This window comes from Saccharothrix syringae (assembly GCF_009498035.1).
GTDB classification, from domain to species: Bacteria; Actinomycetota; Actinomycetes; order Mycobacteriales; family Pseudonocardiaceae; genus Actinosynnema; species Actinosynnema syringae.
This window is the reverse complement of sequence record NZ_CP034550.1, coordinates 8,653,368-8,667,672: the sequence shown is the minus strand read 5'-3', so window position 1 is coordinate 8,667,672 and position 14,305 is coordinate 8,653,368. Positions and strand designations below refer to the sequence as shown.

Below are 14,305 nucleotides of genomic sequence, written 5' to 3'. Positions count from 1 at the left end.
GTCCTCTGACGTGCGACGGAAGGAGCACGACATGATCGCCATCGCCACCACCCGGACCGAGGTGCCCGCCGTGGATTCACCTGACGTCGAAACATCCGCGTCAAAAGCATTCCCGGTGAGAACATCCACGGCCAAAGCACCCGAAGCCAAAGCGCCCGAAGCCAAAGCACCAGCGGCCAAAGCACCCGCGGTCGGAGCGCTCACCACCGCGGCGGCCCGCTCCCTGGGCCACCTCGCCGCCTTCCTCGGCCACCTCGCCGCCGCCGCGGCGGCCGTGCTGCTCCTCGGCGGTGACGCGGGGCACTGAACCCCCTTACGTAGACTGGGTGGTCACAGGCCCTGCCCCGAGGAGTGCGCGTGACCGTCCAACCGATCCGGCTGTTCGGCGACCCGGTGCTGCGCAGCCCCGCCGTCGAGGTGACCGACTTCGACGCGGAACTGCGCAAGCTGGTCAAGGACCTGTGGGACACCATGACCGACGCCGGCGGCGCCGGGCTCGCCGCGCCGCAGCTGGGCGTGGGCCTGCGGGTGTTCACCTACCACTGCGACGGGTTCGCCGGGCACCTGGTCAACCCCACCTTCGAGGTGGTCGGCGAGGAGTACCAGGAGGGCCAGGAGGGCTGCCTGTCGATCCCCGGCCTGTCCTGGGACTGCCGCCGGCACCGCCAGGTCGTCGCGCGCGGCTGGAACATGCACGGCGAGCCGGTCGAGGTGGAGGGCACCGACCTGCTGGCGCGGTGCATCCAGCACGAGACCGACCACCTGGACGGCGTGCTGTTCCTGGACCGCCTGGACGAGCAGACCCGCAAGCAGGCGATGCGCGAGATCCGGCAGCAGCCGTGGTTCGACGGCGCCGTGCCGGTGGTCAAGCAGTCGCCGCACCCGCTGTTCGGCGGGGCCAACTAGCTCGGCGCGAGCCGGCCCGGGCGGACTCTCCTAGACTTGCGCCCTGCCACCGAGCGAGGAGTGCGAGTGTTCGACCGAGCCAGTCCGCCGTCCCACCGGAGTCCAGCCGTGCCGTCCGGGGGAGCCTGACATGCGCTTGGTGTTCGCGGGTACGCCCGAGCCGGCCCTGCCGTCGCTGCGGGCGCTGCTGGAGTCCGACCGGCACGAGGTGGTGGCCGTGGTCACCCGGCCCGACGCGCCCGCCGGCCGCGGTCGCCGGGTCGAGCGGTCGCCGGTCGCGGCGCTGGCCGAGGAGCACGGCGTCGAGGTGCTGACCCCGCCCAAGGCGGGTGACCCGGCGTTCCAGGCCAGGCTGCGCGAGCTGCGGCCCGACCTGTGCCCGGTGGTCGCCTACGGCGCGCTGCTGCCCGAGTCCGCCCTGGCCATCCCCACCCACGGGTGGGTGAACCTGCACTTCTCCGTGCTGCCCGCGTGGCGCGGCGCGGCGCCGGTGCAGGCGGCCGTGCGGCACGGCGACGACATCACCGGCGCGACCACGTTCCGCATCGTCAAGGCCCTGGACGCGGGCCCGGTGTTCGGCGTGGTCACCGAGCGGGTGCGCGAGCGCGACACGGCCGGCGACCTGCTGGCCCGCCTGGCCGAGTCCGGCGCCAAGCTGCTGCTGTCCACTGTGGACGGCATCGCGGACGGCACGCTGCGGCCCGTCGAGCAGCCCGAGGAGGGCGTGAGCTACGCGCCGAAGGTGACCGTGGACGACGCGCGGCTGGACTTCGGCATGCCCGCCGCCGCGCTGGACCGGGTCGCCCGCGCGGTCACCCCGGACCCGGGCGCGTGGGCCGAGTTCCGCGGCGAGCGGCTCAAGCTCGGCCCGGTGCGGCCGGTCGACGGCGAGCACGAGCTGGCGCCCGGCGAGATCAGGGTCGAGCGCAGGCGCGTGCTCGTCGGCACGGCCACCGAGCCGGTCGAGCTGGGCGAGGTGCAGGCGCAGGGCAAGAAGCGGATGCCGGCGACGGACTGGGCGCGCGGCGTCCGCGTCGAGGCGAGGGAGCGGATCTCATGACCCAGCGGTCGTCAAAGCCCTCGCGACCCCGCGGGCCCCACCCGCCGCGCCGCCGCACCGGTCCCGCGCGCCCCCCGCAGGAGGACCCGGCGCGCCTGGCCGCCCTGGACACGCTGCGCGCGGTGCGCCAGCGCGACGCCTACGCCAACCTCGTGCTGCCCGGCCTGCTGCGGGAGCGGCGCATCACCGGCCGCGACGCGGCCCTGGCCACCGAGCTGGCCTACGGCACCCTGCGCGCCCGGGGCCTGCTGGACGCCGTGCTGACCGCGTGCTCCGACCGCCCGCTGTCCGAAGTGGACGGATCGGTGCTGGACGCCCTGCGGCTCGGCGCCTACCAGCTGCTGCGCACCCGCGTCCCGGCGCACGCCGCGGTCGCCTCGACCGTCGACCTGGTGCGCGCCGAGCTGGGCTCCGGCGCGGCCGGGTTCGCCAACGCCGTGCTGCGCCGCGTCACCGGCCAGGACGAGCAGGGCTGGGTCGAGGAGGTCGCGCCCGACGAGGACACCGACCCCATCGGCTACCTGGCCATGGCCAACGCCCACCCGAGGTGGATCGCGCAGGCGTTCGCCGAGGCCCTGGGCAGCCGCGGCGAGCCGCTGCGGGACGCGCTGGTGGCCGACGACGCGCGCCCGTCCGTGCACCTGGCCGCCCGGCCCGGCGAGGTCACCGCGGACGAGCTGGCCGCCATGACCGGCGGCGAGCCGGCCCCGTACTCGCCGTACGGGGTGCGGCTGGAGGCGGGCGGCGACCCCGGCGACCTGGAGCCGGTGCGGGAGCGGCTGGCGGCCGTGCAGGACGAGGGCAGCCAGCTGTGCGCGCTGGCGCTGACCCGGGTGCCGCTGGAGGGGTCGGACGAGCGCTGGCTGGACCTGTGCGCGGGTCCCGGCGGCAAGGCCGTGCTGCTCGGCGCGCTCGCCGCGCTGTCCGGCGCGGGGCTGGACGCGGTGGAGAAGGCGCCGCACCGCGCGGAGCTGGTCCGCAAGGCGGCCGGCGACCTGCCGATCACCGTGCACGTCGCCGACGGCCGCGAGTCGGGCCTGCCCGCGGGCTCGTTCGACCGGGTGCTGGTCGACGCGCCGTGCACCGGGCTGGGCGCGCTGCGGCGCCGACCGGAGGCCCGCTGGCGGCGGCAGCCGTCGGACGTGGCGCCGCTGGCGCGGTTGCAGCGGGAGCTGCTGACCGCCGCGCTGGAGCTGGTGCGGCCCGGCGGGGTGGTGGCGTACGTGGTGTGCTCGCCGCACCTGTCCGAGACGGTGGGCGTGGTCGCCGACGTGGCCCGGCGGACCGGGGCGGAGCGGCTGGACACCCGCGAGTTCTTCCCCGGCGTGCCCGAGCTGGGCGACGGGCCGCAGGTGCAGCTGTGGCCGCACCGGCACGGCACGGACGCGATGTTCTGCGCCCTGCTGCGGCGGCCCGCCTGACCCGGGGCGGTGTGCTCCGGGGCGTGCGCGGCGCGGCTCCGGGCCGGGGTGACCCGGAGCGGGCGTGCTTCGGGCAGGTGTGCTTCGGGCGGGTGTGGTCTGGATCGGTGTGATCGGGGGCGGACGTGACCGGAGCCGGTGTACCTGGGGCGGCCGTGCCCGGAACCGGCCTGCCCGGGGCTGGCCTGCCCGGGGCCGGTGCGTCGGCCCGCCGACCGGTCCTGGCCCTGGTCGCGTCCGCCGCGGGCGGGGTCGAGCGGTGGCTGGTCGCCGGGCTCGCGCGCCCCCTGGCGGAACGCGGCTGGCGGCTGGCCGTCACGCTCACCCCGACCGTCGCCCGCTGGCTCGAACCGGACCTGCCCGCCCTCGCCGCGACCACCGACCTGCCGGTGCGCTGGACCTCGCGCCTGCCCACCGAGCCGAAACCGCACCCGGTGCCCGACGCGTACGCCTTCGCCCCCGCCACGGCGAACTCGATCGCGAAGCTGGCCCTGGGCATCGGCGACAACCAGGCCCTCACCATCCTGTGCGAGGGCCTGGGCCGCCGCGCCCCGGTGGTGGTCATGCCGCAGGTGTCGGCCGAGCACGCGGCGCACCCCGCGTTCGACGGTCACCTGGACGTGTTGCGTTCCGCCGGTGTGCTGCTCGTTCCGGATCCCCCTGCCGTGCTGCGCGAACTGGAGCGCGTTGGGCCGTTCGCCGCATTCACCGAAAATGGCGGTAACACGCCTGATCGATGAATTGACAGCCACTCGAGACGCGTAGCAGTCTTGATTGTGTCGAAATTGCACGGCCGGGATCGTGAATGGGCTTCGGTTCTCCGCTTCCTGTCCACACCGGGTGGCCTGCTGGCCATCGACGGCCCGCCGTGCTCGGGCAAGACCTTCCTGCTCGGAGAAGCGGTCCACGCGGCCCGCGACCGCGGCTACCTCGCCGTCCTGGTGCCCGGCGAGCAACTGGCGAACTCGGCCGAGGTCGCCCGCACCCTGGAACTCGACGCCCCCGCCCGCCCGCTGCTCGCCGTCGACCACGCGCACGCCGATCCCGCCGCCCTGCTCACCCTGCTGGCCGACGTGCGCGAGCGCCCGGTCACCGTCCTGCTGGCCCTGTTCGGCCACCAGGCGGGCGCCGCGGTCCGCCGGGCCCTGCCCGAGCACGGCGAGGTGCTGCCCCTGGGCCCGGTCGACGCCGCCGCGGTCGAGCGGGTGGTCCGGGACGTGCTCGGCGCCGAACCGGCGCCGGAGCTGGCCGCCTTCGCCGCCGCGGCGGGCGGGGACCCGCGCCTGGTGGCCGAACTGGTCACCGGCCTGCGCGAGGAGGACCGGCTGGACGTGCGGGACGGGGTGGCCCGCCTGCGCGACGCCCCGCCACCCGACGCGCCGCGGCCCGACGCCCCGCGCCCCGACACCCGGCCGCGCGACCCCCGCCTGCGCAACCCCCTCCTGCACGACGCCCTCCTGCACGACGCCCTCCTGCACGACCCCCTGCTGCACACCTCCCAGTGGCACGACCCCCGCGTGCACGACCCCCTGCCGCAGGACTCCCGGGCCCACCACGCCCGGCCGAACGCGCGGTACGAGGCGTGGCTGCGCGACGCCCGGCTGCCGGCCCGGGTGGTCGACCTGGTGCGCGGCCGGGTCGCGGCCCTGCCCGCCAAGGCCACCCAGCTGCTGAGGGTCGCCGCGGTGATCGGCCGGTCGTTCCCGCTGCACGAGGCGGCCGCGATGATGGGCGAGACCACCGCCGCGCTGCTGCTGACCGTGGACGAGGTGATCGCCTCGGGCCTGGTGGTGTCCACCGGCGAGCGGCTGGAGTTCGGCTCGGAACTGGTGTGGCGTGCGGTGGTCGCGTCGATCCCCGAGCCGGTGCTGCGCGCCCTGCGCCACGACGCGGCGGTGCCGCCGGCCGCGAACCCCGCCCGACCCCTGGACCTCACCGGGGCCCCCGACCCGGCCCGGGCCCCCGACCCCGCCCAGCCTCCGAGCCCCGCAGCGCCCTCGACCCCCGGCGTGCCCCTGGCCCCTGGCGTGCCCTCGGCCCCCGGCGTGCCCCCGCCGCTTGCGGCGCCCCCGGACCAGGTCCAGCCCGCGGACCAGGTCCAGCCCCCGCGCCCCGCCCGGCTCCTGGACCCCGCCAAGCTCCCGACCCCCACCCGCTCCCCGAACACCCAGCTCCCGACCCTCACCCAACCCCCGGCTCCCGCCCCGCCCCCGGACCCCACCGAGATCGAGGAGAGCACCCGGGGCGCGGCGGCCGTGCGCGACGTCCGCGCCCTGGCCGCGAACGGCCGCCTGGGCGCGGCCATCGCGCTGGCCCGGGACAGCCTGACCACCCGCCTGGACCCGGCCGCCGCCGCGGAGCTGCGCGTCGTGCTGGCGGGCATCCTGCTGGCCGACGGCCGCCCGGCCGACGCGGTGGCCGAGACCGAGCAGGTGCGGATCACGGCGGGCGTGCCGGGCCCGCTGCGCCGGCTGGCCGAGGCGGGCCGGCTGCTGTCGCTGTACTTCGCCACCGGTGCCCGCGCCGGCGCGCACGCCCTGTCCATGCTGACCGTCCGCGACCGCGAGGTCAGCGACGCGGACGTGGTGATGGCCGCGACCGTGCACTCGTGCCTGGAGTGGAGCGCCGGGAACCTCGCCGAGGGCGTGTACTGGGGCCGCGAGTCCACCCGCTGGGAGCTGGACCGCCCCACCGCGTGGTGGCAGTCGCAGTCGTCGGTGGCGTTCGCGCTGAAGCTGTCGGCGCTGGGCGAGTTCGACGACGCCGAGCGCCTGGTGCGCGGCGACGGCGCCGTCGTGGACGACGCGGTGACCACCGGCGCGCCCGCCGCCCGCACGATCGCCCGCGCCCGCGTGCTCACCCAGGCGGGCAGGCTCGCGCAGGCCCAGGTCGCGGCCCGGCAGGGCCTGGCCGCGGCCCGCGACCGCGGCCTGCGGCTGCTGGTGCCGCTCGCCTCCACGGTGCTGGCCACGGTGGCGCTGCACCGGGGCGAGGTCACCGCGGCGGCCGAGCACGTGCGCCGCTACCGGGCCGACCTGGCCGCGGGGGAGGCGGTGCTGCACTCCGGCCAGTACGACTGGGTGGAGCTGCTGCTCGGGCACGCTCAGGGCGGTCACGACCGCGCGGCTGAGCAGGTCCGCGAGCGCCTGGCCGACCCCGGTGCCACCCGGCGCATGCTGATCGAGGAACCGGGCGCGGCGGCCTGGCTGGTCCGGCTCGCGCTGGCCGTGGACGACGACAAGCTGGCCGGCGACGTGGTGGCCGCGGCCGAGGAGCTGGCCGTGAACAACCCGGGCTTCCCGACCGCGGCGGTGGCCGCCGCCCACGCGCGGGCGCTGCTGGACCGCGACGTGGACGGGTTGCTGGCGGCGGCGGGGCGGCACGTGCACCCGTGGGCGAAGGCCAACGCCAACGAGGACCTGGCGGTGCTGCTGGCCGAGACCGGGCACGCCGACCGCGCCGCCTCCCACACCGCGCTGGCGCTGCGGGTCTTCGAGCGGATGGGCGCGGACGGCGAGGCCGCGCGGCTGCGCAGGCGCACCGGGCACGCCCAGCCGGGCGACGGCGCGGGCTGGCAGCGGCTGTCCGGGCCGGAGCGCGACATCGCGCGCTTGGTCGGCGCCGGGCTGACCAACCGGCAGGTGGCCAAGCAGCTCTACCTGTCCCCGCACACGGTGAACTACCACCTCCGGGGGATCTTCAAGAAGCTCGGCATCAGCTCGCGGGTCGAACTGGCCCGGTTCACGCACCAGCAGGAGACCTCGACCGTCTGACCCGCGGCCGGGACCGCGGTTGTCCGCAGACCGCGCCCGCGCCGCCCCGGAACGTCGTCCCCCGCCGGCAGGATCGAGAACAGGCACCCCCAGGCGGGGGCCCCTGCACAGCCCGGACGCCTCAAGCCCCGACAGCCCCCACAACCTCAAGCCCCCACGGCGCCCGCCGGCTCACCGTCACCGAGCAGGAAGCACACCTCGTCCGCCACCCGCCGCACGTCCGCGGGCGCCACCACCGCGCAGTGCACCCCCCGGGCCGCCACCTCCACGGCCAGGCACTCGGTGAACGCCACCGCCGCCGCCCGGGAGGCCGCGTAAGCCGCCACCCCCGACCGGGGCACCGCCACCGCGTGCGCGGGCACCATCACGATCGTCCCGCGCCCCCGGGCCACCATGCGCGCCCCCACCGCCCGCGACGCGTTGAACACCCCGTCCACGTTGACCCGGAAGCTGTGCGCCCAGTCCTCGTCGCTGATCGACAGCGCGGGCCCGGGCCGCAGCGCGCCCGCCACCGCGACCAGCGCGTCGACCGCCCCGAACTCCCGCTCCACCTGGTCCACCAGCGCGTCGACGGCCTCGCCCGACGTCACGTCGATCTGCCGCCCGGCCACGCGCAGCCCCTCGCCGCGCAGCCGCTCGACCAGGTCGGCCAGCCGCGGCCCGTCGCCGTCCACGGCCGCCACCAGCGCGCCGCGCCGGGCCAGCGCCTCCACCACCTCGCCGCCGAGTTGCGAACAGGCGCCGGTGACCAGCGCGACGCGACGGCGGAATTCGGCATTCATCCCCACACTCCCCAGTGCGCCCAATCCCCGCACCAGAACGTAAACCGCGCCGCAGCGGCAGGGAACTACCCGCGTGAGTAGTCGAAAAAGGCACGTCGGAGCGGGAAACCACGCGATCGGGTAGTGGGCTGGAACACAAGTCCCGGAGGGGGCGGCCCGAGCGCGGAAGCCTAGACTCCCCAGCCGTGGTCAACGAGCCGATGATGGCCCCGAGCATCCTGTCCGCGGACTTCGCGCGCCTGGCCGACGAGGCCGCCGCCGTGGCCGGCGCGGACTGGCTGCACGTGGACGTGATGGACGCGCACTTCGTGCCCAACCTGACCATCGGCCTGCCCGTGGTGAAGTCGCTGCGCAAGGCCACCGACATCCCGCTGGACTGCCACCTGATGATCGACGACCCGGACCGCTGGGCCACCGGGTACGCCGAGGCGGGCGCGCACAACGTGACCGTGCACGTGGAGGCCGCGCACGACCCGGTGGCGCTGGCGAAGGACCTGCGCGCGGCCGGCGCGAAGGCGGGCCTGTCGCTCAAGCCGGGCACGCCGCTGGAGCCCTACGTGGACGTGCTCAAGCACTACGACACCCTGCTGGTCATGTCGGTCGAGCCCGGGTTCGGCGGCCAGGAGTTCATGGACGAGGTGCTGGACAAGGTCCGCACCGCGCGCCGCCTGGTCGACACCGGCCACCTCAGGCTGGTCGTCGAGATCGACGGCGGCATCAACGAGGACACCATCGCCCGGGCCGCGGAGGCGGGCGTCGACTGCTTCGTCGCCGGTTCCGCGGTCTACGACGCCGCCGACCCCGGCGCGGCCCTGGAGCGGCTGCGCCAGCAGGCCGCCCGCGCCCGGTGACCCCGGCGGAGGCGATGGCGCGGGCCATCGCGGTGAGCGAGCGGGTGCGGGGCACCACGAGCCCCAACCCGCCGGTCGGCTGCGTGATCCTGGACGCCGGCGGCGAACCGGTCGGCGAGGGCGCCACCCGGCCGCCCGGCCAGGCCCACGCCGAGGTCGTCGCCCTCGCCCGGGCCGGGGACCGCGCCCGCGGCGGCACCGCCGTGGTCACCCTGGAGCCCTGCAACCACCACGGCCGCACCCCGCCGTGCACCGGGGCCCTGCTGGCCGCGGGCGTCGCGCGGGTGGTGCACGCGGTGGCCGACCCCAACCCGGGCGCCGCCGGGGGAGCCGACGCGCTGCGCGCCGCGGGCGTCGAGGTCGGGTCCGGGCTGCTCGCCGAGGAGGTCGAGCGCGGCCCGCTGCGCGCCTGGCTGCACTTCGCCCGCACCGGCCGGCCGCACGTGACCTGGAAGTACGCCGCCACGCTCGACGGCCGGGTGGCCGCCGCGGACGGCACCGGCCGCTGGATCGGCTCCGCCGAGTCCCGCGCCGAGTCCCACGACCTGCGCGCCAAAGTGGACGCGGTCGTGGTCGGCACCGGTACGGTCCGCGTCGACGACCCCCGGCTGACCGCGCGCCCCACCGGTCCCGGGCCGGCACCGGCCCGGCAGCCGCTGCGGGTCGTCGTCGGCACCGGCGACCTGCCGGCCGGCGCCCGGGTCCTGGACGACGAGGCGGAGACCGTGCACGTGCGCACGCACGACCCCGACGTGGTGCTGGGCGAGCTGGCCCGGCGCGGTGTCGTCGACGTGCTGCTGGAGGGCGGGCCTACCCTGGCGGGTGCCTTCACCGCAGCGCGCCGCGTCGACCGGGTGCTCGCGTACCTCGTGCCGAGGTTGTCGGGCTCCGGTGCTCCCGCCATGCGGGACACCGGGGTGTCGGCGGTCGCCGGTGCGGTGGGGATGGTCGTGGAGCAGGTCAGCATGTGCGGACCGGACGTGCGGGTCTCCGCAGTCCCGGACCGCTAGAGGAGGAACGGTGTTCACCGGGATCGTCGAGGAGTTGGGTGAGGTCGTCGCCGTCGCGGACCTGCCGGACGCGGCCCGCGTCACCATCGCGGGCCCGCTGGTGACCAGCGACGCCAAGCACGGCGATTCCATCGCGGTGAACGGCGTCTGCCTCACCGTGGTGGACGTCGAGGGCGGCGCCTTCACCGCGGACGTGATGCGCGAGACCCTCACCCGCTCCAGCCTGGCCAAGGTCGCCGAGGGCGACAAGGTCAACCTGGAGCGCGCCGCCGCCGTGGGGCAGCGGCTGGGCGGCCACATCGTGCAGGGCCACGTGGACGGCACGGGCACCGTGCTGGCGCGCGAGAAGGCCGAGCACTGGGAGGTCGTCCACATCGGCCTGCCGCCGAAGCTGGCGCGGTACGTGGTGGAGAAGGGCTCGATCACCGTGGACGGCGTGTCGCTGACCGTGGTGTCGGTCGACGAGGGCTCGTTCACCGTCAGCCTCATCCCCACCACGCTCGAACTGACCACGCTCGGCAGGCGCACGCCGGGCGACCACGTCAACCTGGAGGTGGACGTGCTGGCCAAGTACGTCGAGCGGCTGGCCCTGCCCCACCTGCGCCCCGACTCCGAGGAGGCCCGGTGAAGGACTTCGCCGACATCGAGCGGGCCATCGCGGACGTCGCCGCGGGCCGACCCGTCGTCGTGGTGGACGACGAGGACCGCGAGAACGAGGGCGACCTGATCTTCGCCGCGGAGAAGGCCACGCCGGAGCTGCTGGCGTTCATGGTCCGCTACACGTCCGGGTACGTGTGCGTGTCGCTGACCGAGGCCGACTGCGACCGGCTCGACCTGCCGCCGATGTACCACACGAACCAGGACCAGCGGGGCACCGCGTACACGGTGACCGTCGACGCCCGCGAGGGCGTGTCCACCGGCATCTCCGCCGCGGACCGGGCGCGCACCATCCGGCTGCTGGCCGACCCGGACGCCAACGCCAAGGACTTCACCCGACCGGGTCACGTGGTGCCGCTGCGCGCCCGCGACGGCGGCGTGCTGCGCCGCGCCGGGCACACCGAGGCCGCGGTCGACCTGGCCCGGCTGGCCGGGCTCTCGCCGGCGGGCGTGCTGTGCGAGATCGTGTCGCAGAAGGACGAGGGCGACATGGCGCGGCGCGACGAGCTGGAGGTGTTCGCCTCCGACCACGACCTCGCGCTGATCACCATCGCCGACCTGATCGCCTACCGGCGGCGGGTGGAGACGCAGGTGGAGCGGGTCGCGGAGGCCCGCATCCCGACCGCGCACGGCACGTTCACCGCGGTCGGCTTCGACAGCAGGCTCGACGGCATCGAGCACATCGCGATGGTCTACGGCGACCTCGGCGACGGCGAGGACGTGCTGGTGCGCGTGCACTCGGAGTGCCTGACCGGCGACGTGTTCGGCTCGCTGCGGTGCGACTGCGGCCCGCAGCTCGACGCGGCGCTGGAGGCGGTCGCGGCGCAGGGCCGCGGCATCGTGCTCTACATGCGCGGGCACGAGGGCCGCGGCATCGGCCTGATCCACAAGCTGCAGGCGTACCAGCTGCAGGACCGCGGCGCGGACACCGTGGACGCCAACCTCGGCCTGGGCCTGCCCGCCGACGCGCGCGACTACGGCACCGGCGCGCAGATCCTGTGCTCCCTGGGCGTCAAGTCGATGCGGCTGCTGACCAACAACCCGGCCAAGCGGGTCGGCCTGGAGGGCTACGGCCTCACGGTCCTGGACCGGGTGCCGCTGCCCATCTCGCCCAACCCGGAGAACCTGCGGTACCTGCGCACCAAGCGCGACCGGATGGGCCACGAGCTGCACCAGCTGGAGCAGTACGAGTCGCTGGCCCAGGGCGGCGCGGTGGTGTCCACCACGGAAGGAGCGGAATGAGCGGCGAGGGGCGGCCCGAGGACCGGGTCCCGGACGCGGCGGGCCTGAAGCTGGCCGTGGTGGCCACGCGGTGGCACACCAAGATCACCGACAACCTGGTGGCCCGGGCCCTGGACGCGGCGGCGGAGGCGGGCGTCGACTCGCCGACCGTGGCGCGCGTGGCGGGCGCGGTCGAGCTGCCCGTGGTGGCCCAGGAGCTGGCCCGCACGCACGACGCGGTGGTGGCGCTGGGCGTGGTGATCCGGGGTGGGACGCCGCACTTCGAGTACGTGTGCGACGCGGTGACCGCCGGCCTGACCCGGGTGGCGCTGGACTCGTCGACCCCGGTCGGCAACGGCGTGCTCACCACCAACGACGAGCAGCAGGCGCTCGACCGCGCCGGGTTCCCGGGCTCGGCGGAGGACAAGGGCTTCGAGGCGTGCGTGGCGGCGCTGGACACGGCGCTGGTGCTGCGCGGGCTGCGGGCGGGGTCGTGAGCGCCGCCGTGACCGCGCCCGCCGTCGAGTTCCGCCCGAAGAGGATCCGGCTGGTGGCCGGTGCCTGCGCGGTGTTCCTGGTGGTGGCGTTCACCGCGGTGGGCCTGCTGCTGGGCAACACGCCCACCGGCGTGATCTTCCGCGTGTCCGACCAGGTGGCGATGATCTGCCTGGGCGTCCTGCTGGCGGCGGGCGTCCTGCTGCTCACCCGGCCGCGCGTGCGCGCCGACGCCACCGGCGTCGAGGTGCGCAACGTGGTCACCGCCCACCGCTTCACCTGGCAGGAGGTCCTGCACGTCTCGTTCCCCGACGGCGCCTCCTGGGCCCGCCTGGAACTCCCCGACGACGAGTACGTCTCGATCATGGCCATCCAGGCGGTGGACCGCGACCACGCCGTGACCGCCGTCCGCGCCCTGCGAGACCTCCACCGAACCGCCACCACCTGACCCCTCCGAATGTAGAACTCACCACCCCCAACCGCATGACACGCGGGTCCCGACCGCATGACACGCCGGTGCCGAACGCATGACACGCCCGGGATCGAGCACTTAACTGCGGCGTGTCATGCGCTCAAGCCGCGCGTGTCATGCGTTCAAGCCGCGCGTGTCCTCCACTCCGGCACCGCGTGTCCTCCGGTCCGGCACCGCGTGTGGCCGGTGGGGGCAGGGGAGTCCGCTGGTCGGCGTGGCTCCATCGGGGGAGCGGGTGTGCGCCATCGGCGGCTTGTCCGGGTCGGGGGGCCTGCCTAGGTTCGGGTGATCGACGAACCCCGGGGGGCCGCTCATGCGCAGACGTTCACTCCTCACCGGCGCCGCCGCGGCGGCGGGCGTGGTCACGCTCGGCCTGAACCCGGCGGCCCTGGCCCAGCGGCCCGGCGCGTCGGGGGCGCCGGACCTCGGCCTGGGCGACTACCCGGTGGTGGGTCGGGTGCGGGCGCGCAGGGCGCTGGAGCACCTGCGCGTGCTCAGCGACCGCATCGGCCTGCGCATCGGCGGCACGGAGTCCGAGCACCGGGCCCGCGACTACCTGGCCGGCGTGCTGCGCGACCTGCGCTACCAGGTGACGCTCCAGCCGTTCGCCGCACCGGACAAGTACCTGTCCACCCTGCTGGTCGGCCGGGACACCTGGCACGCCGCGGCCTCCCGCTTCGGCGCCCTCGGCGCCTCCGCGTCGGGCGAGGTGGTCGACCTCGACACCGGCGCGACCCCGCCCGCCGACCTGACCGGCAAGGTCGCGCTGCTGGTGAACGTGCCCACCGGCTCCACCGCCGTGCTCGACGCGGTCCGGCTGGGCGCGGTGGCGGTGCTGGTCGGCCGGGTGTCCACCCCGCCCGCGGGCAAGACCGGCGCGTTCTCGCCCGCCCTGACCGCGAACGTCGCCGTGCCCGTGCTGGGCATCGCGCAGGTGCACGTGGAGCGGCTGCGCGCCGCCGGTCCGGTCACGGTCACCGTCAACACCACCCACCACACCGGCCTGACCTCGTACAACGTCATCGCCGACCGCCCGGCGACCTTCCGCGGCGGCCCCGACCACGGCGTGGTCATGATCACCGCCCACTACGACACCGTCCCCGGCTCGCCCGGCGCCAACGACGACGGCAGCGGCACCGTCCTGGCCCTGGAGCTGGCCCGCGTGCTGCGCTACCTGCCGACCCACCGGGCGCTCCGGTTCGCCCTGTGGGGTTCGGAGGAGCAGGGCCTGATCGGTTCCCGCCACTACGTCGGCCAGCTCACCGACGCCGAGGCCGGCCGCATCGCGGGCGTCTTCCAGAACGACATGGTCGCCACCAGCCACGGCCCGGCCACCGCCTACTGGCTGCTGTCGGTCGACGGCGGCGCCAACGCCACCACCGCCGAGGTCGCCGCCGCCGCGGCCCGCCTCGGCTACGGCGCACGGGTGCACGGCCCGGTGCCGCGCGGCAGCAGCGACCACGTGCCGTTCCACGAGCGCGGCATCGCCGCGGCGAACTTCAGCTGGCGCGGCGAGGGCGGCCCGCACGAGCTGGAACCGCTCTACCACACCCCCGAGGACACCATCGCGCAGAACGTGAGCCCCGAACGCCTCCAGGTGTCGCTGGAGCTGATCGGGTCCGCCGCCTACCGCCTGGCCCGCACGCGGTCCTGAGGG

Annotated in this window: 14 protein-coding genes; 13 read left to right on the top strand and 1 reads right to left on the bottom strand. The window is 75.8% G+C overall.

Translation table 11 applies throughout. The annotated features are described in order from the left end of the window. Positions 1-31: 31 nt before the first annotated feature. The 6 genes from EKG83_RS35940 to EKG83_RS49290 all read left to right on the top strand — a co-directional run bounded on the left by EKG83_RS35940 (position 32) and on the right by EKG83_RS49290 (position 7,160). Positions 32-307 (top strand): hypothetical protein, encoded by a 276-nt coding sequence (locus EKG83_RS35940; RefSeq protein ID WP_153278668.1) that lies wholly within the window; start codon positions 32-34, stop codon positions 305-307. Between the two features lie 50 nt (positions 308-357). Then, a complete protein-coding gene (gene def / locus EKG83_RS35935) occupies positions 358-906 on the top strand; it encodes a peptide deformylase (RefSeq protein WP_033432528.1) in 549 nt (182 codons plus the stop codon). A gap of 130 nt (positions 907-1,036) precedes the next feature. After that, on the top strand, positions 1,037-1,966 hold the full coding sequence (gene fmt / locus EKG83_RS35930; RefSeq protein WP_033432527.1) for a methionyl-tRNA formyltransferase: 930 nt from the start codon (positions 1,037-1,039) through the stop codon (positions 1,964-1,966). Continuing rightward, positions 1,963-3,387 (top strand): RsmB/NOP family class I SAM-dependent RNA methyltransferase, encoded by a 1,425-nt coding sequence (locus EKG83_RS35925; RefSeq protein WP_084716693.1) that lies wholly within the window; start codon positions 1,963-1,965, stop codon positions 3,385-3,387. Before fmt ends, EKG83_RS35925 begins: the two co-directional genes overlap by 4 nt. Positions 3,388-3,542: 155 nt before the next feature. Next, complete coding sequence (locus EKG83_RS35920) at positions 3,543-4,127, top strand: flavoprotein (RefSeq protein ID WP_228122342.1); 585 nt, start codon at positions 3,543-3,545, stop codon at positions 4,125-4,127. A 36-nt stretch (positions 4,128-4,163) separates the two neighbouring features. Beyond that, the gene (locus EKG83_RS49290; protein WP_153278667.1) at positions 4,164-7,160 is read left to right on the top strand and encodes a helix-turn-helix transcriptional regulator; all 2,997 of its coding nucleotides are present in this window, start codon (positions 4,164-4,166) and stop codon (positions 7,158-7,160) included. 146 nt (positions 7,161-7,306) lie between these two features. Here EKG83_RS49290 and EKG83_RS35910 read toward each other — a convergent pair whose 3' ends face one another. Beyond that, on the bottom strand, positions 7,307-7,942 hold the full coding sequence (locus EKG83_RS35910; RefSeq protein ID WP_051766272.1) for an SDR family NAD(P)-dependent oxidoreductase: 636 nt from the start codon (positions 7,940-7,942) through the stop codon (positions 7,307-7,309). A 200-nt stretch (positions 7,943-8,142) separates the two neighbouring features. Here EKG83_RS35910 and rpe point away from each other — a divergent pair, with 200 nt between their 5' ends. From rpe to EKG83_RS35875, 7 genes are all read left to right on the top strand, one after another. After that, positions 8,143-8,793, top strand: a complete 651-nt coding sequence (rpe, locus tag EKG83_RS35905; RefSeq protein WP_033432547.1) for a ribulose-phosphate 3-epimerase — start codon at positions 8,143-8,145, stop codon at positions 8,791-8,793. 14 nt (positions 8,794-8,807) lie between these two features. After that, entirely contained in the window at positions 8,808-9,803 is a 996-nt protein-coding gene (ribD, locus tag EKG83_RS35900) for a bifunctional diaminohydroxyphosphoribosylaminopyrimidine deaminase/5-amino-6-(5-phosphoribosylamino)uracil reductase RibD (protein ID WP_051766280.1), read from the top strand. A 10-nt stretch (positions 9,804-9,813) separates the two neighbouring features. Next, a complete protein-coding gene (locus EKG83_RS35895) occupies positions 9,814-10,431 on the top strand; it encodes a riboflavin synthase (protein WP_033432524.1) in 618 nt (205 codons plus the stop codon). Next, positions 10,428-11,702, top strand: a complete 1,275-nt coding sequence (locus EKG83_RS35890; RefSeq protein ID WP_033432523.1) for a bifunctional 3,4-dihydroxy-2-butanone-4-phosphate synthase/GTP cyclohydrolase II — start codon at positions 10,428-10,430, stop codon at positions 11,700-11,702. The genes EKG83_RS35895 and EKG83_RS35890 overlap by 4 nt, the downstream gene beginning before the upstream one ends. Continuing rightward, positions 11,699-12,178: a 6,7-dimethyl-8-ribityllumazine synthase gene (gene ribH, locus EKG83_RS35885; protein ID WP_033432522.1), complete on the top strand. Its 480-nt coding sequence runs from the start codon at positions 11,699-11,701 to the stop codon at positions 12,176-12,178. The genes EKG83_RS35890 and ribH overlap by 4 nt, the downstream gene beginning before the upstream one ends. Beyond that, positions 12,175-12,624 (top strand): PH domain-containing protein, encoded by a 450-nt coding sequence (locus EKG83_RS35880; protein ID WP_051766271.1) that lies wholly within the window; start codon positions 12,175-12,177, stop codon positions 12,622-12,624. Before ribH ends, EKG83_RS35880 begins: the two co-directional genes overlap by 4 nt. Before the next feature lie 337 nt (positions 12,625-12,961). Further along, a complete protein-coding gene (locus EKG83_RS35875) occupies positions 12,962-14,302 on the top strand; it encodes a M28 family peptidase (RefSeq protein WP_033432521.1) in 1,341 nt (446 codons plus the stop codon). Positions 14,303-14,305 lie beyond the last annotated feature (3 nt).